This window comes from Rubripirellula obstinata (genome assembly GCF_001642955.1).
GTDB classification, from domain to species: Bacteria; Planctomycetota; Planctomycetia; order Pirellulales; family Pirellulaceae; genus Rubripirellula; species Rubripirellula obstinata.
The window spans coordinates 228,215-249,744 of record NZ_LWSK01000001.1 but is presented as its reverse complement, the minus strand read 5'-3'; the positions used below and the strand labels follow the sequence as shown (position 1 = coordinate 249,744).

Here is a 21,530-nt window from a genome sequence, read left to right as displayed (position 1 = left end):
GATGTGGGGCAGCCATCCGGGTGCTCGCGCACCCGGCAGGGAGCTGCCGGCCCTCTGGGCCTAACGTGCAGTAACAGATGCGACGTCCCGAGCGAAACGCGACTATCGAAAGTCGTACGTTCCTTAGTTCCAGTTTAGCACTTTTCGCCGGATGACCCGCGAAAATTGCTAAACTGGAACTAAGCGGTCGATTGACCACTAATTAAGGTCGTTTTGTCAATTCGCTGACGAGCTGTAATAACCGGGGTCCGTCGATGGGTTTGCTGAGGTAATCGTTGCAACCGGCTTCTAAGCACTCGTTCATGTCGCCTTGCATCGCGTCGGCGGTCAGCGCGATGATGGGGTTGGCGTAGCCAAGTTGGCGTAGTTTGCGGGCGGTTTGATAGCCGTCCAAGTTTGGCATTTGCATGTCAAGCAGAATCAAATCGGGCAACCGTTTGGCCTGGATCGCCGCGGTAATGTGATCGACGGCCAACTGTCCGTCTTCGCATTCGTCGACCGTCGCGCCCGCTTTGGTCAAGATTCGTTTGCTCAAGAAACGGATGTCGCGGCGATCGTCAACGATCAAAATGTGACATACCAAGTTGGGACTGACCAAGCGTTTTTCCTGGGCTGTGCCTTCTGACGCGTTCGTCACTTCATTCAAAGAATGGTCCGTTAGCAGTTCCTCATCGACCGGCCCGGTGTCGATTGTGACGGTGAACGTGCTGCCGACTTTTTGCGTGCTGCTGACCGTGATTTCGCCGCCCAGCATTTCGGCTAGCCGCTTGCTAATCGCCAGCCCCAAACCCGTGCCGCCGAAGTGCCGCGTGACGCTAGAATCGCCTTGCGAAAACGGTTTGAACAATCGGACTTGCTGTTCCTGGGTCATGCCGATGCCGGTGTCGATGACGTCAAAGTGCAACGTGTCGGCGTCGGTTTCAAATCGAGTCCGAACTCGCACGCGGCCTGTTTGCGTGAACTTGATCGCGTTGCCAACTAAGTTGATCAAGATCTGCTTCAAACGTTTTGCATCCGATTCAATGATTCGTGGCATCTTGCCGTGGTATTCGACCTCCAATGTCAGCCCACTTTCGTGTGCCCGAACCTCCATGATACTGCGTACGTCCTCGATCACCCGCGTCGGGTCAAAGCGTTCGCGTTGGACATCGAACTTTCCGGCTTCGATCTTGGACAAGTCTAAAATGTCGTTGATGATGTCCAGCAAGTAATCTCCGTTGCGACGAATCGTTTGCAGATGCTGTTTGGCTTCCTCGCTGTCCACCAATTCACGCAACAAGTCCGAATAGCCCAAGATCGCGGTCATTGGCGTGCGAATTTCGTGGGACATGTTGGCCAAAAATTCGCTTTTCGACGCACTGGCGGCTTGCGCACGTTGTTCGCTGTCCAGCAGCGCCGCGGCGTGGTCGTGTTCTTTGGTTGAATCCCAATTCACGCCATACATTCGCACTACTTGGCCGGATTTGTCACGGACCACTTCGCCTTGGCCCATCATCCAACGAACCTGTCCATCCGGTCGAATGATGCGGAACTCGCAATCGTAAGTATCGCTTCCGTCGACGGCGGCTTGCCAAGCCAGTTTCAAGTGATCGATGTCATCGGGGTGGACGAGTGAAAAGAACAGATCGCTATCGGCCGGTTGGTTCGGATCAATGCCCAACAATTCGTACAATTGTTCGGTCCAGAAGTTTTCTGTCGGCGTCCATTCCCATGCCGCCATGCCGCCGGCTCGCAACGCCATTTCCATCCGCCGCGACGTTTCTTTCAGCGATTGTTCGGACGCGAACCGTTCGCGAATGTCCACCCCCGACGGAATCAAGTACTCAACCGCGCCGTCGTCATCGAATACCGGCGCAATCATGAAGTCGATCATCACGCCATCTTTTCCGTCCGCGAACCACGACACATCAAAGCGAACCGATTCACCCGCGAAAGCACGCTGCATCGCGGTACGGATCCGATCGGCGACGGCGGGATCGTAGTTCCACCACGGTGCTTCGACGAACGGCTTTCCGATCACATCCTCGCGGCGGGATCGCGCGATTTCAAGCGATCGTTCATCGACTTCCAGCAACATGCCGTCACGATCGACGACGGCGACCAAGCCGAGTTGATTGTTGATGACGCGGCGTAGGTGTGCCTCCCGCTGAGCAATGTCGATTTCGCGGTTCTTACGATGGGTAACATCCAATACGACACCAAAGAACTGCTTGGGCTTCGATTCGTCGTCACCTTCGACTTTCCCGACCGCGCGAACATGCCGGACTTCACCATTTCGCAATCGGATCGGGTATTCCTGGTCGTAAGTGCCCTTTTTTTGAACCGCGTCCTCGATCGCCGCCGTGACGCGTGCTCGGACCGAATCGTCCATTTGGTGGACGAAGCTTTCGAGCGTCAATTTTTCATCCGGCTCGAACCCGAACATCCGATTGAGTGCTGGGTTGGAGATCACATCGTCGGTTTCCATGTTCCAGTTCCATGTCGCCACGCCGGAAACCTCCAGCGACAATTCCAATCGCGCCTTCGCTTCCGCCAAACCAATTTCCGCTTGCCGGCGATCGTGAATGTCGATGGCCGATGGCACCAGATGCGTGACCTTTCCATCGTCATCGACCACCGGGTTTAGCATGAAGTCGAGCGTGCGGATCCTATCGCCCGCGATTCGATAAGACATGTCTTGCCGCACCGATTCGCCAGCGGCCGCGCGAGCGACCAAGGCTTTCAATTGTGATTGAACCGCGGGCGAAAAACTCCACCAATACAGATCCCAAAACTTTTGGCCGACAACGTCTTCGCGTTTCAGTCCTGCGGCCTCTAGCGCCGGCAAATTGGCTTCGCGCAACGTTCCATCAGGCTTCAGCACACCGACGAACGCGATCGTGTTGTCGATCACTCGCCGCAAATCGGCTTCGCGATCCGCCAACTCGTGTTCATAGTGTTTACGAGCATCGATGTCGGTGTTCATGCCGATCCAACGGCTGACCGATCCATCAGGGTGGCGTTGAGCGACGGCGCGAACATGCGTCCATCGGTAATCGCCCGAATGATGTCGCAGCCGATAATCCAGCGACAATTGACTGCCCGTATCAACGACTCGCTGCCAAGCCGATATCGTCGGCTGGCGATCGTCGGGGTGAATTGCATCGAGCCATCCGTGACCTTTCCATTGGTCGTAAGTCTGCCCGGTGAACGCTCGCCAGCTCAGCGAATCATCGACGACGAAACCTTCCGCATTGGTGATCCATACAATTTGCGCCGACGCATCGACCAGCAATTGAAACAGTTCTTCGCTTTCCTTCAACTGCGAAACATCGGTAAACGTGACAACGATGCCTTCTCGCTCGCCCGAATAGTTCTGGTAAGGCAAGACACGGCGAATGAATGACTTTCCGCCATGCGTGACGATAGTTTCTTCGTCAGCGACATCGTCAATAATCGCATCGCGATCGGGCAGCGGCGGCATGTAAGCGGTATTGGGAACGATCTGGGCCAGCGGGCGGCCGACGTCGGTGGGAATCAGTCCGTAGATTTCGGTCGCGGCCGGAGTAAAACTGCGGATCGAACCGTCGTCGTCTATAAAGATGGTTGCGATCCGTGTGCTGCGAAGCAGGTTTTCCAGGTCGGCGTTAGCACGTCCGACTGCGTCGCTGCCCGCGCGAATTTCTTCCTTGGACGTTTCTAATTCTTCGTTGGCCGATTGCAGTTCCTCGTTCATCGACAACAGTTCTTCGTTAGACGATTTCAACTCCTCGTTGGCGGCGTCCATTTCCTGCATCGTCTTTTCAAGATCATTCCGGGTCGTCGAAAGTTCCAATTCAAGCTGGTTGATCATCAAGTCGTCATTGGTAGCGGAAGTCGTCAAGACATTTGATTCCTCCGCCTCGTCTGGCCGAATGTCTTGGCGAATTCCGTTACCACTTTGGATCGGCAGCCCCACATCGTGGAAGACGACGATGAACAGACCCGAATCTTCCCCCAACCGCATCATCGGCTGGATCGTGATCATCACCCGTTGTTTGCCTTCATCGGTTTGCACGGATAAATTTTCATGAGTAATCCGTCGTCGTTTTGCTTTCGCTTCGCTAAACGTCGCCCGCAGCCCGATCCGCATTCCTCGCCGCGCCATTTTGACCAGGTTGTTCTGGAAGGCGCCTTCGCCGGTCGATAAATACTTGTGCATTTCGCCTGACGAACAGATCACTTGTCCGTCTTCGTCAACCACAACGGCCTTGGGCGCGAATTCGTCCAAGATAATGCGCTGCATGATCTGCACTGCATCGGTTTTGTCATCGTCCATCGCTGAAACGTCGGGCGACTGAGTCAATTCATTGTTTCCCGCGCGAAGTGTCAACGCGGTGTTGCGGGCGATCGCGGTTCCCTTTCGTTGGCTGATGCGGTGCTTGCTGTCGATGCTGCGAAACAGTTCGCCATGCGACGAAATGCTCTCGCTTGGCCCAAGCAACAAATAACCGCTCGGACGCAGCGCGTAATGGAACAACGGAATCAGCTTCTTTTGCAGATGCGGCCCAAGGTAAATCAGCAAGTTGCGACACGAGATCAAATCTTGGCGAGAATACGGCGGGTCGCTAATCAAGTTGTGCGAAGAAAACAAAACGCACTCGCGAATCTGTTGCTTGACGTGATAGCGATTGCCTTTTTTAATAAAGAATCTTTGGAGTCGTTCTTCGGACACATGATCTGAAATCCCCGCGGGATAGACGGCCGCGCGAGCGATCCCCAACGCCCGTTCGTCAATATCGCTGGCAAAAACTTGGAAGGTCATGGTAGAGCAATTTTCCCCCATCGCTTCGGATTCAGACGGTTCGTCATTCGGATGAACAATGCGGCAGGATTGTTCGACGTATTCCCGACACAGCATCGCAATCGTGTACGCTTCTTCGCCCGTCGCGCATCCCGGTACCCAAATGCGAACCGGGGCACCGGGTTGCCGATTGGCAAACAACTTCGGGATCACCTGATCGGCCAACGTCTCGAACGAATCCGGATCGCGGAAGAACGCGGTCACGCTGATCAACAATTCACGGAACAACTGCTGTGGTTCGTTCTTGTCCTGATGCAATAAATTGACGTATTCGTCCACGCCGGAGAGTTTCAGAACCTGTATCCGACGTTGAATCCGTCGCGCCAGCGTGTTGACCTTATAGTGTTTGAAGTTGTTTCCGGTTTCGGCCAACAAAGCGTCGGCAATTCGCGGAATCGCATGTTTGATTTGCTCTTCAAACTTCTTTTTCGCAGGCTCTTGCCCCAGCCCATTAAGATAGCCGACGTACTTCTTTACTTCATCCGCGATCTCCGCAGGCGGCATCACTTGATCGGCAACACCGGTCGTCGCGGCGTTGCGAGGCATCGAATCGAACTTGGCCGATTCGCTGTCTTGAGCGAATGTCATCCCGCCGGCGTCGCTGATCGACTTTAGGCCCAAGGTTCCATCAGTGCCGCTGCCCGACAGGATGATACCGATGCCGCGTTCCGATTGCGTTTCGGCGATCGAATGAAAGAAATGGTCAATGACATTGGTATCCGCATCGTCGCCGGAATCTGTCGAAACCTCCAACACGTCATTGCGAACAGTCAATCGGCCACGCGGCGGGCACAAGTAAACCGTGTTGGGCTGGATCTTTTTCCGCGGCGCAACTTCTTCAATGTTGAGCGAAGTCTGATTGCGAAGCAAATCAGGCAACAACGACTTATTGTTCGGGTCAAGATGTTGAACCAGCGCGATTGCAAATCCAGGTTGATTGCCAATCGCTGACAAAAAATCGCTAAATGCTTCCAGTCCACCAGCGGAAGCTCCAACGGCGACAAGGAGTGTCTTGGGTTGCGTCATCGTGCTTCTTTCCACAGACCTGTTTTCACTTCGTCGCCGACCACGACGGGAGCTAATTTTCGATGGGTTCTTTCACATCACTGATAGGCACATCACTGATAGGATGCCCCGACTGTGTTCAATCGTTTGATCGAGCCAGCGATGGCCTAGGGAACTGTTCCGAAACAACTCACCGACTTCCCAATCCGAGTGCGTAAGCGAGGGATCTTGCTTGTCCCGGAAATCCCTCGCTTACGCATTCGGGCTGAGATTTGGGGGAATCCAGCCTCCTGAAGTCATCTCGAGACTCATCCTATGTTAAACCTCTCCGAATTTTTTTCCAATTCATCGCGTCAATCTCCAAACCCCACAAACATTTGGCGTCTTCGTATTCATCTTCTTATTCGATGACAAGCCCGATCCTGGGTCAAGCAGACCTCCCAATGACGCGCGTCGAGAAACGGATTCTGCACTAGAAGTTGAGCGGTCGCCGGTCATGTTGGTCGAAGAACGACCGGCCGAATCGGCACGCGACAGTATCCAGCAACATCATAGCGAGTTGATGGCCAGCGGGAAGCGAATCGTAGGATCATCTAACGGCACACATTTTGCATTTCACCTGTTTGACCGACGCTGGTAATTCTGCCCTGCGTTTCTCCAATCAACAGAAACCGTCATGACTCTTGAAACCAAAACTGACCTGAATGACGCCACGATCGCCAAGCTGCAAAAGCTGATTCGAGCCAACATCGACTCGTACAACGGCTTCCACAAGTCGGCCGAAGAAATCGACGACGTACAACTGACCGTGTTGTTCAAAGAGATCGGTGATCAGCGATCGGCAATGGCTAGCGAGTTGCAAAAGTTCATTGAATTCAACGGCGAAGATGCCGAAGACGATGGCAGCGTGGCCGCCAAAACACACCGAATCTGGATCAACATTCGCAGCAAGATCAACGGCGGCGACCCGTACGTCTTGCTAATTGAAGCCGAACGTGGCGAGGACTACATCAGGGCAGCGTACGAAGATGTTCTCAAAGAGACCGCCAACAGCGCGATGAACGATGTCCTGACCGAACAGTATGCCGCCGTAAAAGCCGGCCACGACAAAGTCCGTCATCTTCGCGATACGTACAAAAATAGCTAGTTGAGGCCTGTGAAGACTGCCGGCCGCTGACACTCGATTGCGCCCAAGGTTCCCCGAAGGAACTGTCCTGAAACAAGTTCCGTCTTTGGCGAAATCTTTCGCATCTGGGCCCGCCAGGGTTCAGTCGGTTACAGCTAATAAATTACTTATGGATTGGCTGATTCCCCCGTAGCGAAACTCGCCAAGAGTTTCGGCCGACCTAGCAGAACACCTTTCAATTCAAATCGAATGAATTCTGTTCCACGTTATTTTAACGAGTCGCAGAAATCATCCGCGCGGAAGACACTGACGGTTTCGACGCATACCGTGATACGATGCTCGTCTAAAATTTCGCGGCGTAGGAAGTCGATGACCATTTTCGCACTACTGGCTGACGCAATGACTTCGATTCGGACTCGCGGCGAACGTTCGTGGCCGTCGGCGATTTGACGTCGCCCCGCACCCGAGCAAGGCGTCGATGTGTAACCTGAAATCCCGAATTCAACGATTTCCCTGATCAGTCTGTCTTCCAAAGACGGTTCAGTCACCACCGTGATTCGTTGCAATTTTGTGAGCCCTACTTTTCGAGCCGCATGGGAACCACCAGCCAAAGGTTGCAAGGAATCCAGCCCGCGAACCTCAAATTCCAAACCCTCTTGTTGGAAGTCGCGTTCCATCTCTTTCAGCTTTTCAATCACGCTATGGTCCACCAACTTTGTGCCGGACAGGTCAACAATCAGGTTGCGTTTTTGCACCAATCCGACCTGCTCGATCTGGCGACGAAATGGAATCCAGTTGCTAAACACCGCTGACTCTTTGGCTACGATCATGCTGGTATTCTTATTCACATCCTGGATTTCCAAAAATGGCTTGAACATGCTTTTCAAGGGCATGCCGTTGGAAGCGTGAATGATCATTTTCAGAATGACTCCGGCAGCAACGCCAATCAGCAAGTCTGTTGCCAAAACCACTACCACGGTGGTGACGAAAATTGCCAGTTGTTCTTTGCCAATTCGCCAGACGTGCAAGAATTCGCTGGGGTGTGACAATCGAAAGCCGGTGTAGACGAGCATGGCGGCCAATGCCGCAAGTGGAATTCGGTGCAAGACGGTTGGAATCAATGCGACGCAAAGCAACAGAAAGATTCCGTGCCACATGTCGGCGAAACGGGTCCGGGCTCCGTTGTCAATGTTAGCTTTGGAGCGAACGATTTCGGAAATCATTGGCAGACCGCCAAGGCTGGATGCGGCTAAGTTCGCGACACCCACTGCGACGATGTCGCGGTTCATATTCGTTTTGCGTTTCCAAGGATCCAGCAAGTCCACCGCTTTGGCACTCAGCAACGATTCAAGCGTTCCGATTAGAAAGAACATCGTCACCCACTTCCATGCCTTGGGCTGTTGCAATGCCGAGAACTCAGGGAACGTGATGTCGTCGAACATGCCGAAAACACGATCGGGCATTTTGACAAGGTACTGCTCTCCCAACTGATATTCGTGATCAGCAAGGGAATAGGGGTGGGCATGCAGCAAGTCAAATCCCATTCCCATCGGAACCGCGACCAACAAGACGACCAGGGGAGCGGGGATCGGTTTTAGAAACGAAACGCGATCTCGAACCAAAGGCCAAGCAAACATAATCGCCAGACTCACGATTCCGATTGACGCAATCGCCGGGTTGGCTTCCGCCAAGTAACGCGGAATCTCTCTCAACATTTCCAGCGGTTCACCACCAGCACCGATCACACCCAAGGCCACCGGAAACTGCTTAATCATGATGATGATTCCGATCGCGGCCAGCATTCCATGGACTGCGGCGGTTGGAAAAAACTCACCCAGGATTCCAGCACGAAAAAAGCCAAACAGAATCTGTAGAACGGCCGCGGCAACACCGACGGCAAGTGCTGCTTTGTAGGCGGTCATGTCAGCATCCATCCAACCACCCGTCATTCCATTGCCGCCAAAGTCCTCAATGCAACCGACAACAATGACGATCAACCCAGCCGCTGGACCTTTGATCGTTAGCTCGCTGTTGCTAAGAAACGTACACAGGATGGAACCGATGATCGCGGTGAAGATTCCAGCGATGGGCGGGTAGCCACAGGCAAGTGAAATTCCCAAGCAGAGTGGCAGTGCGATCAAAGAAACCAGCAACCCGGAAACCAGGTCTTGCTTCATGTATCGCGTGAATCCACTCGCATCTCCACGAGGCGCTTCGTCGGGTTGGGTCGGTACGGTGGCCACTTGTTCAGAATCCTTGGTTGAAAACGCAGCGACGATGGTCCAGGAGCTTGATGGATCGGTGTCGTTCCGCCGCGAAAGTACACCGGTCTGGCAATACAAACCACCACCGAGGCCGATCGATCGAAACGAGCTGAACAAGAAATCGTCCAATGATCGATCCACGCATGCGATTTCATATCGCTAACTCACCGCAAACTGAGCCGCTGGTCGTGAGCACAATATCGCCAAATCGAGATTTCGTTTGACCGTTTGAAATACTTCGGGCTCTCTTCTCCACCCGAAAACTAGCGAGGCTAAACATCGCGTTAACAATAGGTGGCGAATTTGTAGTGGAGCTTGCCAACACAGAACCGACGAAAAACTGATTCAGTGGCACCGAATTTTTAGCCACGGAGTTTTAGCCGCAAGGTTCTACTACGTTGACTCCGTGAATTTGGTGAAATTCCGGCATCGTGGCCCATGACCATCGCATCTTTCGCGATCAGAAATCGAGTTCCCCGTCGACGTCGGAATCCGCTGGTGACGATCCCGAACTGCTTCCATCCGAATTCTGTTCGAGATAGTCGCCTAGGTTTAGCGATTCATTTGTCTCGCTGACCATCGGTGGTGCTTGCGTCGGTGGTGCTTGCGTCGGTTCGATCAAGTCGTTGGGGCGTAGCGGATCATTGGACAGTCGCAACCAACCTGTGCTGCCGGGCGGGATCATTGTATTGACGACACCCGCCATTGGATTAGCTGCAACGGAAGCCGGATCGCAGCAAGCTCGATTGCAACCCGAGCATCGATCGCAGGTTTCGCTGGCACGCCAGAACAACAGCTCGTCCATGCAAGATCGTGACGAAACAAAAACGCGATCGCCGGGTTGAAGTTGATAGTTTGAACCGCTGTTGCCCATCTGCACAATCTCGCGATAGCACACCGGCAGCGTCACGCGGCACTCGCAGGGATCGGTGGGCCTAGCGAGCAAGATCTTGCAAGGATTCGCCGCACTGGTCAGGCCACCGGCCGTCACGATGGCGTCCAAAACAGTTTCGTAACCTGACAACGGGTAAGCCCCCGGTGCGTTGACTTCGCCGAGCACGTAAAAGCGATGAACCGGTTCCAGCATTCGCACGTTGACCGCAATCGCATCGCATCCGTCCGGCAGAGAATCGGCATCGATGGCTTCGCGGTCCTCTTCGCTGGCGAACTGTTTGCATGATTCGCGTTGTTGTCGAATCTGGAACGCGATCTGTTGTTCGATCAGCGACTCGGCTTGTTCCAAATGGTTACCCGCAACGATGACCCGTCCATACGGCCCAAGGTCAACGGTGCCATCGGCCAAAACGACTTGGTCGGCGGGCAAACGCAGGTCACGTTCCAGGCTAACCGGTTCGATCAGGATCGAGTCGCCCGGTTCCAATGCGTGTGGCGGCAAAACAGTTTTCGCGTTTTCACGAGCGATGTTGGTCGGTATCCGAGAAGCTTCCAGCACCGCCTCGGCTTGGTCAGTCAATGTCGCACCGGACGGATACAGCGAAAGTCCAAGCGTGCTACATCCGCTAAGCGTCACCAAGCAAGCAACCATCCCCAGTCCCAAGACGGTCGAGCGAATGTTGTAACCAGTCAAATCACCCATGCGATTCATCGTTTTCCCCATGTCATTTAGATTGATCCCATAGGAACAATCGGCACAACGCGTGCATGCAGCGCTGTTCTAAACTAACACGTGATTCGATCCGAAAAATCCGTACAATCGGAATCGCCGTGAAACTCGCCTGATTGAATTAGTAGGCCGTAGCGAGCCATAGCGAGTTACGGCGTTGCGCAAATTGCCGTAACTCGCTATGGCTCGCTACGGCCTACATGCTGGCGATCAGGAAAATGTGCCGTTGCCACAATGCTTCACAGCGTTCCAGTTTGTGTTGTCTGCCATGGTGCAGCTTGCCCAATTTGCTGCGTTGCAATGATTTTCATCAGCCCAGGCATCGCCCCGCGCGTTTCGTTCCGCGTGGACGCGCGGGGCGATGCCAACGCGGTTAAACGGTTGAGTGCTGAGTTAGATGGCTGGCTCAGATCAGCTACGAACTTACTGCGAACCCAAACTGCTAGCGGCCTCTGCCGTGATGCCTGCCACGATCAGACGTTGACCTTCTCGCAACAGAAACCTTGCCGCTTCTTCGCGAAACGTCTCGATCGGTTGCAACCGAATGATCGGACTGTTCACTCGCCCCATCACTCGAACGACCACGGTTCGATCTCGCAACAACTCAGAGACGCTCAAGATAGCGGAGGTCGGTAACAGCGAACGCAGCGCGTACCGCCTGGCCAGTTGAGAAAAGTTCACGGCAATGTCTCGGTAGTCGCCTGTCGCGATCAAAGCGTTCAGGTCCATTCGGCCGCTGCGAAGAAAAACCTTTCCATCAGCTTGAATCAGTGCGATATCTGATCCCAACCAAAACTCATCGATGACCACCGCGCCGCTGCCGATCACCCCTTCGACCGCGCCGACGTCAAAGGTTTGTCCGACCAAGGAAACCGGGCCCAGAAAACGAGAAACGCCAACCAGCCCGGGAATTGCCGCGCCGCGAGTTTGTGCTAGTTGAAACTTGAATCGCCCAGCCAAATCGTCCACGGTGCGGACCGATTTTCCGCCGAGCGATAGATTGCCAGTAATCTCACCTTGCGCCGGCGTGTTTGCTTGTCCAAGTTGCTTCGCCAATTGCGAAAGTTTGACCCGACGAGTTCGCCACCGACTGGCCAAATCAATCCCTCGACCGCCACGGCGGCCTGACGAAATCGCAAGTTCACCCTCGACTTGGCCACCGCCCTGACGAGACCTGACCGACGGGAAACGCAGACTCCATTGAAGTCGATCGATGTTGGCATCCGCCGCAAGCCCGCTATGAGCCGAACCCAACGACAATCCATAAAACGCCAATTCGCGTCCATCCACACTGCCGCGAATCCGAATCGATTCTCCGACCCCGGCCATGGTCGCCGTCATCGAACCAAGTCCTTGAAAGTTTTCGGCAGTGTCGCCCAAGAACCAAAGGCCGCGCTGAAGGTCAACGCGGTTGGCCGATAATCTCAAATCAGCGCGAGGGTGAATTCGATCGTTTGCATCGACCAAGTACACGCGTCCGTTCGCACGTGCGGTGCCACCCGCGTAGTCCCCGACCCACGAATCGATCCCAAGAATATCTCGACGAAGTTTGGCTACCAAGCGAATCGATCGCGAGAGCAAACGCGATCGATGACTCACTCTTTTGAGTTCCAGAACGACATCAGCATTGGGTAGATGCTGGTCAATTCCGCCCTCTTGCCCCCAATCGATGATCGATATCTTTCCCGAAGCAGTTCCAGTCAGATCGGTTTGAACTTCTGGTACCAGGGCGAATAATCGGGATAGGGAAACACCGTCGAATTCCAATTCCGTCTTGGCGATTCGCTTGCTGACGTCTGACCAGCGATCTGCCGCTTGCAAATTGGCGACTGTATCAATCGAGAGGTCGCCGTCGAAAAGCGTCCCGTTGCCCCGGAGCGTCAAGTCTCCCGCAGTCGCGGATGCAGTTGCCTTCAGCTCGCCAACTTTTTCACCCCCGAGTGTGATTTCGTCGAGTTTTAAAGTTGCACGCCCCTGATGGGCGACTGGCTTGTCGATCGCGTTGACTGGAACTTGCCAATCCAGTTTTGCTGAAATCATCGCCGAAAATTCGCTCGCAAATCCAGCTTGAGTTAGCTGAATTGTTGGGCGAACGTTTTCAATCTTGATCTTCGCGGACAGTTCGCCATCTGAATCCAAAGGAATCGCAGCGGATCCATTGACTTGACCACCGAACAGCGAAGCGTTGATGCGATCGATCTTCAATCGTTGTGCGTCGATCGCATAGTCACATTGCAATTTTTCCAGCCGAAACGACTTTGGTAAGTCAGCCAAATCCCGTTTTGCAATGATGCCGAACGTGGTGGGTGTCCACGAGATGTCGTGCTCCAAAACTCCTAGATCGACGCCGGCAACGCTTAGCCCAGGTGACGCGATCGCTCCCTCGACTTTCCAGGCTGACGTTTCTAGTTCAGCCTCGATCTTTCCTTTGCCAACCAGCCGGAAATCGATCTTCCCATCCGCCTTTGTTTTCGCCAGCAAGCCAGAGATTGCGTCAACCGGAACGTCGTCGCCAGCAACCCGGAACTGGAACTCGCCGGTTCCCGAAAGAGGGATCGCTGCATTGCCAAACAAGCGAATCGCGTTGCGAAAACCCTTGGCCGGCGCGGTCGTCAACGTGAATGAATCCACTCGCAAAACTTGTTGTTCGATTCGGACCTGGTCGGCATCAAAGTTCGCTGCTGGCAATCCGGCAACTTTCAAACCGCGGCCGGAAAATTTCCCTTCCAACTGATAGGTCGCGATGTTCTTTACTGTGTCTAGCGGAACGTTGAACTTTACCTCGCCTGAAAAATCGCCAGATTGGGGTAATTGCTCGGTCGCAGTCCGTCGATAGAGTTTCGCGACGATGTCAGAAACGGGTGCCAGTGAGAGCTTTTTAAAACGGGCTTCTGCGGTCACTTCGCCACGCGGCACGAGTTCGGCCGAGCCGCTGCCTTCAATTTCACCGATAAGATCGCTGTCGTTTTCACGATCGATGTATTTCGAGCTCAGATCTTTCAGCGTTGCGACACCGTCGCGATAGACAACCGCGGTGCGAAAATCCTTTAGCTGGATCCCATCGATTTCTAGCGTCGGACTCGTCAACACTCCATCGAATCGATACGCGGCGGCGTCGCGAAGCGAAGTGGTGGGAATGCCGACTTCCAATTTGACCGATACTTTGCCAGCCAAGTCCAAACCGGTGTCGATTCCGATCGCACCTAATCGCCGGGTGAGTTTGCCAACATCGACGTCGTCGAGTGCCCACTGGGTCGTCCAGTAACGCGGTCCCGCTGGCGGTGCCTGATTTTGACCTTCCGCAACGGAAGTCCACATCATTAGCGCCGATGCAATCGCAAAACACCAAGGCGATAGCGGTCGATAAAACGAAGTTTCGCGCATGCGATAAAGGAATTGGCTAGAAACGAAGTTCTGCACCCAACGTCAAACCATGAGCGAGATAATCGCTTTCGATAAATCGGAATTGTGGACGCAGTGGACCGACAAATGGATCCGTCTCTGGTGGAAACAGGTTCGTGTTGACATCGCTGTCGATCTGGTTGCCAGGCCGAATCACATTGGGATAGTACATCGCAGTATACCCGACGGTCGCGTCTAACCAATCGGTAACGCGAATCCCCAAGGTCAATCCAAGTTCGGGGATCATCGTCAGTTGTTCACGGTCATAGACTCCGATGTTGGACCGCTGTGCGTAGACAGCTCCGCCAAAGGAATCGGTCACGCCGTTTTCGGTAATTTGAGTGTTGCCGCTGATTTGTGCCCGCTGTGAATTGTTTCCCACCGCGACTCGCAGCATCGATTCCAAGTAGGCTCGCTTGAATTGTGCTTGATGCACGATGCCAAGTTGGAGTCCATGAAATTCGTTTCGAGTTCGGAAGGCTTCCGAATTGACCACCGTTCCCGGAACGTTTGCAACTTCAGATGTCAGGTTTTCGTTGAAACTTAGCGATTCATCTAAGTCCAAGTATCGATAACCGATAATCCAATCTGTTCGATCGACCAGTCCGTTGGCATTGCAAGCTCCTGTTGGACAAAGTGCAACACGTCCGTTGACCAAGAATGATCGCAGATCGCTGGATGATTGAATTCCAAGCGTCCCGCTCACTCGACCATCAAAGTCGATCAACTGAGCCGTTTCGATTCCTCGCGACGGATCGAACAGTGGGCGGCCAACGATTTGGCTGCCTCCGCCACCACGAAAACCATCGTCTTGATCGCCCAGGAATTCAAAATACTCGGCCTCGATGGCAAAGGTTCCCTGCGGCGTCAGCCAAAAACCAGTCTTGAAACGAATCCCGCTCACTGAATCGTCATTGATGCGTCCGTTACCAAACAGAACGCTGGTGCCGGGTTCGCCAAGGACTGCCGCATCGGCTTGGGGTGTTCCAGCGGGACTGGTCGTCACCAACGGCGGCAGTTCCATTCCTTCGGTCCACCAGTGCATGTACTCGGCACGAAGCCAGAGTCGTTCGGACAAAACCATGGGGCTGGGCAGGTAAGACCCCGGCATAAAGTTGCCACCGTTTTGTCGAAGTTGCCCGAGCGCTCCGCCAGAAAACCAGCGTCCCGCGGGAGCGACATTTCCGTAAGGATCCGAGCTACCACCAATCGCCAGCGGTACAAGCGCAACGCCGCCATTCTGGGCAAATACAGCCCGCTGTTCCAGAGCGACCAAGCCGAGGGCAATGGCAACCAGGAAGCAAACGAAGCGATGAGATAGACGCGGAATCAACGGAAGTCTCCAAATATCGACTATTTTCCCGAATTGAATCAAGAATTCGGACGTTTCAACCGGGACACTCGCAAGAGCAGCAAGTTGCCGTCAATAGAAGAAGTTTGGGATAGCGCCGCAGACACGCTAACCAAGTTGAGTCCAAAAGTAGGCCGTAGCGAGTAAAACGAGTTACGGCAGCGGTGCAGAAGGATGCCGTAACTCGCTTTACTCGCTACGGCCTACGAAAAAACTTCCCTAAAGAGAGGTGTTTTCAAACGTAGCTGATCCGGTCGGGGTTCAGTCCACGACCGGATCAAACTCGACTGAACCCTGGCGGGATCAGCTACGGGCAGGTCGTTTTAAAATCCTTTCTAGGATTTGGATCGTTCATCGATCGCGAAGGTCAGGCCGATAAATCGGAGGTGCATTGCGAGAGAGCGCGAATTTGATCGAGGACGGTTTGTTCGCCTGCGCAAATTGCACCAAACCCAAGAATGCCTCCGGACGCCAGTGCGACTTGGCTGGCCAAGCGAATCATCCGTTCAAAATGATCGGGCTGCATTCCCCGTCCCGAATTCTTGATTCGACATTTCAGGTATTCTGCCCACAGCACCAGTAATTCTGGGTTGGGGCGTGAATCGAGCCACGATTGGAATTTTTGGATCGCAGCTTGATTGCCGGAAAGTTCGGAATCATAAATCGCATTCATCGCTGCGATCCTCTCTTCATCCGTCACATAGCCGCTGCCCCAAGCGACCAAGGCGATCGGCAAAACCGATATCGCAGGCAAGTTTTCTGCGGTGAAACCATGCTTCAACAAGCGATCTAAAAGGCTGGCGTCGTCCGTGCAAACCGTTTCGGCAAGTTCTTGCTTTGCTTTTTCACACTGAAGTGATCGCAGCAATTCGCTCCGCAGTTGAGCCTCAGCTTTCAAGCAATGCAGGTCTTCGAGTCTTTGAACTTTTCGCTTCAATGAGTTAAAGGCAACCATCTTTTTTCTCCGTAATGAATTTGGTGTCGGTAAACGCAACTGAACTTGACCAGCAGTGACCACGAAAGCCGCAAAACGACTCACACGGTTTCCCGGTCTCTACCACCTTCTTATTTCAAACGCGATAAGCGTTTCGGATGCCATCGAGAACATCTTGCTCCGCCTCGCAAACGGTGCCGATGCCCATCATGCCGCCGGAGGCGATTGCCACGGCGGTTGCCTGTTCCAGCAATTGATTTCCAGAGACTTGCCGGATCGTGTCGGGAGTGTTTTCGAGTCGGGATTGCGTGTACGCCAACCACAAATCCCAAAGTTCTTGTTCAGGTCGCACGTCAAGCCACCTCTGCACGCGAGATGCGGCTTCGGGGTATTCGAAGAGTCGAAACTCATAAATCGACCACACCGCTGCTCGACTTTCCTGGTCGGTGACGGAATCGCTAGCCCATGCTGCAAACGCGATCGGAACAAGCTGCAGCGCTGGCAACGTTTCTTCATCAAACCCAGCGTCAATTAACGCGTCGAGTAAGTCAACGTCCTCAATTCCTGACGTCTTCGTAAGGGCCCGGCGAGCAGACTCTCTGACAAAGAACGCATCAAGTCTTTCGTATGCGGCTGTTTCGTCGAGCGGTACGAATGCTCGACGCTCCCAATCTTGGATTTGGTTATCGAAACGTGAGTTGAAACGATTCGTCAACGTGATCATCGAGCGACTCCATTAATGCGTGAAACACCGCTGGCTTGCATGAATCGAGGAAACCTCCGTGTAACCTCTGCCAGCGAATACTTTACGCCACTAAATTCACCTTGATCTATTCAATAAACGGATCCTGGGCGACAAAAAACAAATAGACGTGCCAGAGAGCGACGCTGGACAACGCAGAGCAACCAAAGTTGCCGCACTCTCAGGTACTGCGGAACGTGCGACTTTTCATAGTCGCCTTTCGCTCCGCGAAAGCAGCGAATTCGCTACTTTCGCGGAGCGAAAGGCGACAATTACTCCTCGCTCGTTTCCAAGTCCGCTACTTGCGGCGGACTGGATGCCCAGCGTCTCTTCGCTGTTCCGGGAAATGAACTTTCAAATGCGGAACCGCTGATGTGTCCATCGCTACATTCGTGTCTGAATCTTTGACAGCCGCCGATTCAACAGGCTGCGATGCAACGGAGGGCGATTCAACGGAGGGCGATGGCTGGTTCACGTGTGATTCAACCGAGCCATTCATGTTGATCGCGTTGCCACTTGCGTCAGTGCTTTGTGACTTGGTGCGAGGCTTGAAGAAACGTCCTAGCGGACCAGCCAGCAGAGCGGGCAACAGGATCAAGTCACCCACGAGCGCTGCGATCAACATGACCAACATCAACGTTCCAAAACGCTGAGTCGGCGTGAAGGTTGAAAGTGCGAACACGAATAAACCAAGGCCGCCGACGATGGTCGTTTGAGTCATCGCTGGACCAACACGTCGATAGGTTTCAATCACCGAATCAACACGCGACTTGCCGCTGTCCAGGTTGTCACGAAACCACGATAGATAGTGGATGGTGTCGTCCACCGCCACGCCCATCGCAACCGACGCTGTCATCATCGTGCCGATGTCAATTTCCAGCCCCATGTGACACATCAAGCCAAACACAATCACGACCGGGAAAATGTTGGGAATCATCGACACCGAACCGGCAGCCACGCCATAAAGGATGTTTCGAGGCTGGAACCATGCGGTTGATCCGATACCGGGGTTCAGCAAAACAAACATCACAATCGCGATCAAAACGAAAGCCAATGCAATCGAATCCGCCAAGCTGGTCAACAGGGTTCGCTGAGCCTTATAGACCACCGGAATCACGCCAGTGTAGATCGCTTGAATCGGCGGGTCGCCTTCCACCGTTGGCACACGATCGGGCAGCAACATCGGCGGGGTGACGCGAGATTCTGCGCCGCGTGCGTCAATCAACTTTCCGGCAAACTGAAAGTTCTCTTTTGCATAGCCTTCACCACCGAGCCACAACACTGCATCAAAACTGTCGAGCAACTTTTGCCAGCGATCACCGGTCACCAACGCTGAAACCTTTTCGGGTGGCAAGTTCAGCCAACGTGGTGTTTCGATACGTTCGTTGGCCAGCAATTCGCCCAGCGTTGCCAGGTAGGCATTTCGACTGATCAACGTTGTTCCGTCATCCTTAACCAACGGAACCTCCGCCAACGATTCAGGTTTTCCCGAACCGACGATCATTAGCTTTGCCCCGCTGTCCAGCTTGCCATCTTTGATCAAAGCATCCAGCACTTCGCCTCGCGTTTGATAGGCACTCAAAACGGGGCTAACCGAATCACGCAGCGTCGAAATGAATTGCCCATAATCGACGTCGGAAAGCGCGGCGACTCGCAAACTAATTCGCCACAATTCACTGTCTTGGAACTTGCCCGTCTTTTCGATTCTCAGGTAATCGTTATCGCGCAGTTGATCACTAGCAGCGACCAGATCACGATTAAACTTCGCCCGCACGGGGCTGTATCCGTTGCTGGGTTCGGGTAAGTCTGGCAAGAACGTATCAGCGGCGGTCGCCTGTCCGACAACACCTTGTCCCGGTTGGCCAAGCGCACGGTGTACGACTTTGCGAATCCGTGAGACCGCTTCGACACGTTCCAGCATCGATAGTGACGATAGATCAGCGTTGGAATCTTCTGCTTGAATTTTGGTCGGCATTCGCACGACCACTTCCATCGGAACCAGCTTGCCAAAATGGTCTTCCATCCACGCATAATCGCGAATGATGCGAGCGCCGGGATCAAACAATTCCAGCAGTTGAACCGAAGTTTTGATCTGCTTCATGCCGATGCCGCAGCCGACAAAGAACAACAAACAACCAACGGTCACGATCCCATTGTGATGTGCAATCACTCGTCCCACGCCGGCCCACCAATCACTCAATCGGCTTTCGACCCGCGGCTTGGTCGGATCAATCTTTTCCGGGTCGGGCGCGCCGTCAACTTTGGGCTGAAAAGTCGCCAGAGCCGCAGGCAAGTAGGAGAACAGAATCCCCAGCGTCGATAGAACTCCGATCGCGCTGTAGAGCCCAAATCCTGAAATCGGTTTTAGGTTACTGGTAAACAGCGATATCAGACCAATCGCAGTCGTGAACGATGCCAACGCACATGGCAGTGCGGCGTGTTTGAGAGCGCGGCCCGCAGCGCCGGCTTGGCCTCGTGCGCGAACTTCGTCGCGGTAGTAATTGATCACATGGATCGCACCGGACAGACCCAGCACGTAAACCAACGACGGCATGCTCATCAGAATCGCATCGACACGACCGCCGGTCCACCACACCATTGCCATCGACAACATTGCCGCCGAACCACCGACGATAAAAATCATCAACGTGATCTTAACGCTCCGGAAACATAGATACGACAGAACGATGCCAAGCAAGACGCTGTAGCCAACCAAACGGACCAGCGTGACGGAACCTTCTTCGTCGATCGCCATGTTATCAACCGTCGGTCCGCCCATGCGAAGTGCGGGCATGGTGGCCGTCGCAACAGGGGGTTCTTTGTTGAACGGCGGCGGAGCCAACGCGGGTGGACGAGCAGCATAGACGCCGGATTGATCGGCGAGTTGCAGCAAACGCCCGCGAGGTTGCCCCAGAACGCCCCGGCCGATCGCGTAAACCAAATTGTCTTTCGCCAAATCGGTCAGCGTCACCAACACGCAACTCAAACGTGGCGGCGGTTCCGCCTTCGCCGCGTCCCAAACTTCGTACCAGGCGTGTGCCTGATCTTCATCCGGTGCAGCAGCCAGTTTTTCGAGCGATCCATCAAAGTCACGATCAACAATTTGCTGAACACGACTGGACACGACAAAATCAAAATCTTCACTTAGACCCGCACGTCGATCTTGGTCGAGCGTTTTCGCGAACGCTGATGGCGTCCAATCAAAATCTTTTGGCACCGCAGGCGCGAACAGCATTCCTGTCAATCGTTCCATCGCCAAACGACGTGCCACGATTGGCCGTTTCGCTGGATCGGTCATGTCGATCGGCCACAGCGGCCCACCTTCACGTGCCAATTCCTCGACGATGTCATAACCCGTCTGAACGGTTTCAAACAACGGTGCCGTCAGCAACGACGGATCATTGTAAAACGGATTCGCCATCGGCGAATTCGCCTTGCCATCGGGCTCGGTTCCAAAAGCGGTAACCAACGTGCCGGTCAGTTCGTATGTGCCGCGTGCTCGTTTGATTTTGCGGATCGTTGCCAAAGGCGCATTGAGCGGTTCATCCCAACGATACAGGCCGCCATCGGGCTTGATGTAGTACCACTGACCATCGGCACTGCGCAACCACTTTTCGTTCTGACCGCCCCAGTTGTTTAGATCTTCGCTGGCCAACAGCAACCCCAACTCTTTCGCTGTTTCGCGAGCACGGCGAAAGGTCTTGGTCAATTCAGGCGAAAGCGTCTTGCTGGGATCGTACTCTTCGGATTCATGTCGCAACTTGGTTGACAGCAGTTTCAAACGCTGGTCTTCCGAAGTGCAGCCCTCCCACGTCGCCAACACAAACGCCTCGCCGGCAAAGTGTTGAGCGAACCATTCCAGTTCAGCGGTTTCGGCAAAGTCGGCGGGCAACCAATCTTTGACGTCGTTTTCTTTCTCACCGAGACTCAATCGAGCAGCGCGAAACGCTGACGGTAACAGGAAGAAAAACGCAATCAAAATCAACAGCGCATACGACATCCTCAGCGGGCTTCGTCGCTCGAGCAGAGGGGTTTTTGACATGCGTGACGTTGAACCTGAAAGAGGAATACGGAGTCGCTTTGGCGGAAGTCGTTGCGTGTTCAGTCGAGTGGTCGCCAACTAGACGGATGTCAGATTAACGCTCGCCGGCCAAGTGGTCCACGTCAATGAGGCCCATGAGGCTTGATCGGATCATTGTGGTCAGCCGATCGTAGCACTGGCGGTGACTTTGACGGTTCGTATTGTAGCCGGGTGTGCAG

9 protein-coding genes are annotated in these 21,530 nt (G+C 54.0%); 1 reads left to right on the top strand and 8 read right to left on the bottom strand.

Features of this window, described 5'->3' with window-relative positions; translation table 11 throughout:
• Nucleotides 1-202: 202 nt before the first annotated feature.
• Complete coding sequence (locus tag RC85_RS01005) at nt 203-5,848, bottom strand: PAS domain S-box protein (RefSeq protein WP_068257984.1); 5,646 nt, start codon at nt 5,846-5,848, stop codon at nt 203-205.
• A gap of 655 nt (nt 5,849-6,503) precedes the next feature.
• Here RC85_RS01005 and RC85_RS01000 point away from each other — a divergent pair.
• Nucleotides 6,504-6,974 carry a PA2169 family four-helix-bundle protein gene (locus tag RC85_RS01000; protein WP_068257983.1) on the top strand — a complete coding sequence of 157 codons (471 nt, stop codon included), beginning with the start codon at nt 6,504-6,506 and terminating at the stop codon, nt 6,972-6,974.
• 245 nt (nt 6,975-7,219) lie between these two features.
• On the opposite strand, the gene RC85_RS00995 is transcribed toward RC85_RS01000, so the two are convergent.
• From RC85_RS00995 to RC85_RS00965, 7 genes are all read right to left on the bottom strand, one after another.
• Nucleotides 7,220-9,358 carry a SulP family inorganic anion transporter gene (locus tag RC85_RS00995; RefSeq protein WP_338060558.1) on the bottom strand — a complete coding sequence of 713 codons (2,139 nt, stop codon included), beginning with the start codon at nt 9,356-9,358 and terminating at the stop codon, nt 7,220-7,222.
• A gap of 319 nt (nt 9,359-9,677) precedes the next feature.
• Nucleotides 9,678-10,814 carry a polysaccharide biosynthesis/export family protein gene (locus RC85_RS00990; protein WP_068258016.1) on the bottom strand — a complete coding sequence of 379 codons (1,137 nt, stop codon included), beginning with the start codon at nt 10,812-10,814 and terminating at the stop codon, nt 9,678-9,680.
• Between the two features lie 450 nt (nt 10,815-11,264).
• A complete protein-coding gene (locus tag RC85_RS00985; RefSeq protein WP_068258015.1) occupies nt 11,265-14,162 on the bottom strand; it encodes an AsmA-like C-terminal region-containing protein in 2,898 nt (965 codons plus the stop codon).
• 79 nt (nt 14,163-14,241) lie between these two features.
• Nucleotides 14,242-15,576, bottom strand: a complete 1,335-nt coding sequence (locus tag RC85_RS00980) for a BBP7 family outer membrane beta-barrel protein (RefSeq protein WP_149752926.1) — start codon at nt 15,574-15,576, stop codon at nt 14,242-14,244.
• A gap of 385 nt (nt 15,577-15,961) precedes the next feature.
• The gene (locus tag RC85_RS00975) at nt 15,962-16,549 is read right to left on the bottom strand and encodes a hypothetical protein (RefSeq protein WP_149752925.1); all 588 of its coding nucleotides are present in this window, start codon (nt 16,547-16,549) and stop codon (nt 15,962-15,964) included.
• Between the two features lie 115 nt (nt 16,550-16,664).
• A complete protein-coding gene (locus RC85_RS00970; protein WP_068257981.1) occupies nt 16,665-17,252 on the bottom strand; it encodes a hypothetical protein in 588 nt (195 codons plus the stop codon).
• A 316-nt stretch (nt 17,253-17,568) separates the two neighbouring features.
• The gene (locus RC85_RS00965; RefSeq protein WP_068257980.1) at nt 17,569-21,312 is read right to left on the bottom strand and encodes an efflux RND transporter permease subunit; all 3,744 of its coding nucleotides are present in this window, start codon (nt 21,310-21,312) and stop codon (nt 17,569-17,571) included.
• Nucleotides 21,313-21,530: the final 218 nt, after the last annotated feature.

Bases quoted from the DNA above. Each gene is read 5' to 3' on its own strand.
- RC85_RS00975 (WP_149752925.1), bottom strand. From the start codon at position 16,549: ATGGTTGCCTTTAACTCATTGAAGCGAAAAGTTCAAAGACTCGAAGAC.
- RC85_RS01000 (WP_068257983.1), top strand. From the start codon at position 6,504: ATGACTCTTGAAACCAAAACTGACCTGAATGACGCCACGATCGCCAAG.
- RC85_RS01005 (WP_068257984.1), bottom strand. From the start codon at position 5,848: ATGACGCAACCCAAGACACTCCTTGTCGCCGTTGGAGCTTCCGCTGGT.
- RC85_RS00985 (WP_068258015.1), bottom strand. From the start codon at position 14,162: ATGATGTGGACTTCCGTTGCGGAAGGTCAAAATCAGGCACCGCCAGCG.
- RC85_RS00965 (WP_068257980.1), bottom strand. From the start codon at position 21,312: ATGTCAAAAACCCCTCTGCTCGAGCGACGAAGCCCGCTGAGGATGTCG.
- RC85_RS00990 (WP_068258016.1), bottom strand. From the start codon at position 10,814: ATGGGTGATTTGACTGGTTACAACATTCGCTCGACCGTCTTGGGACTG.
- RC85_RS00970 (WP_068257981.1), bottom strand. From the start codon at position 17,252: ATGATCACGTTGACGAATCGTTTCAACTCACGTTTCGATAACCAAATC.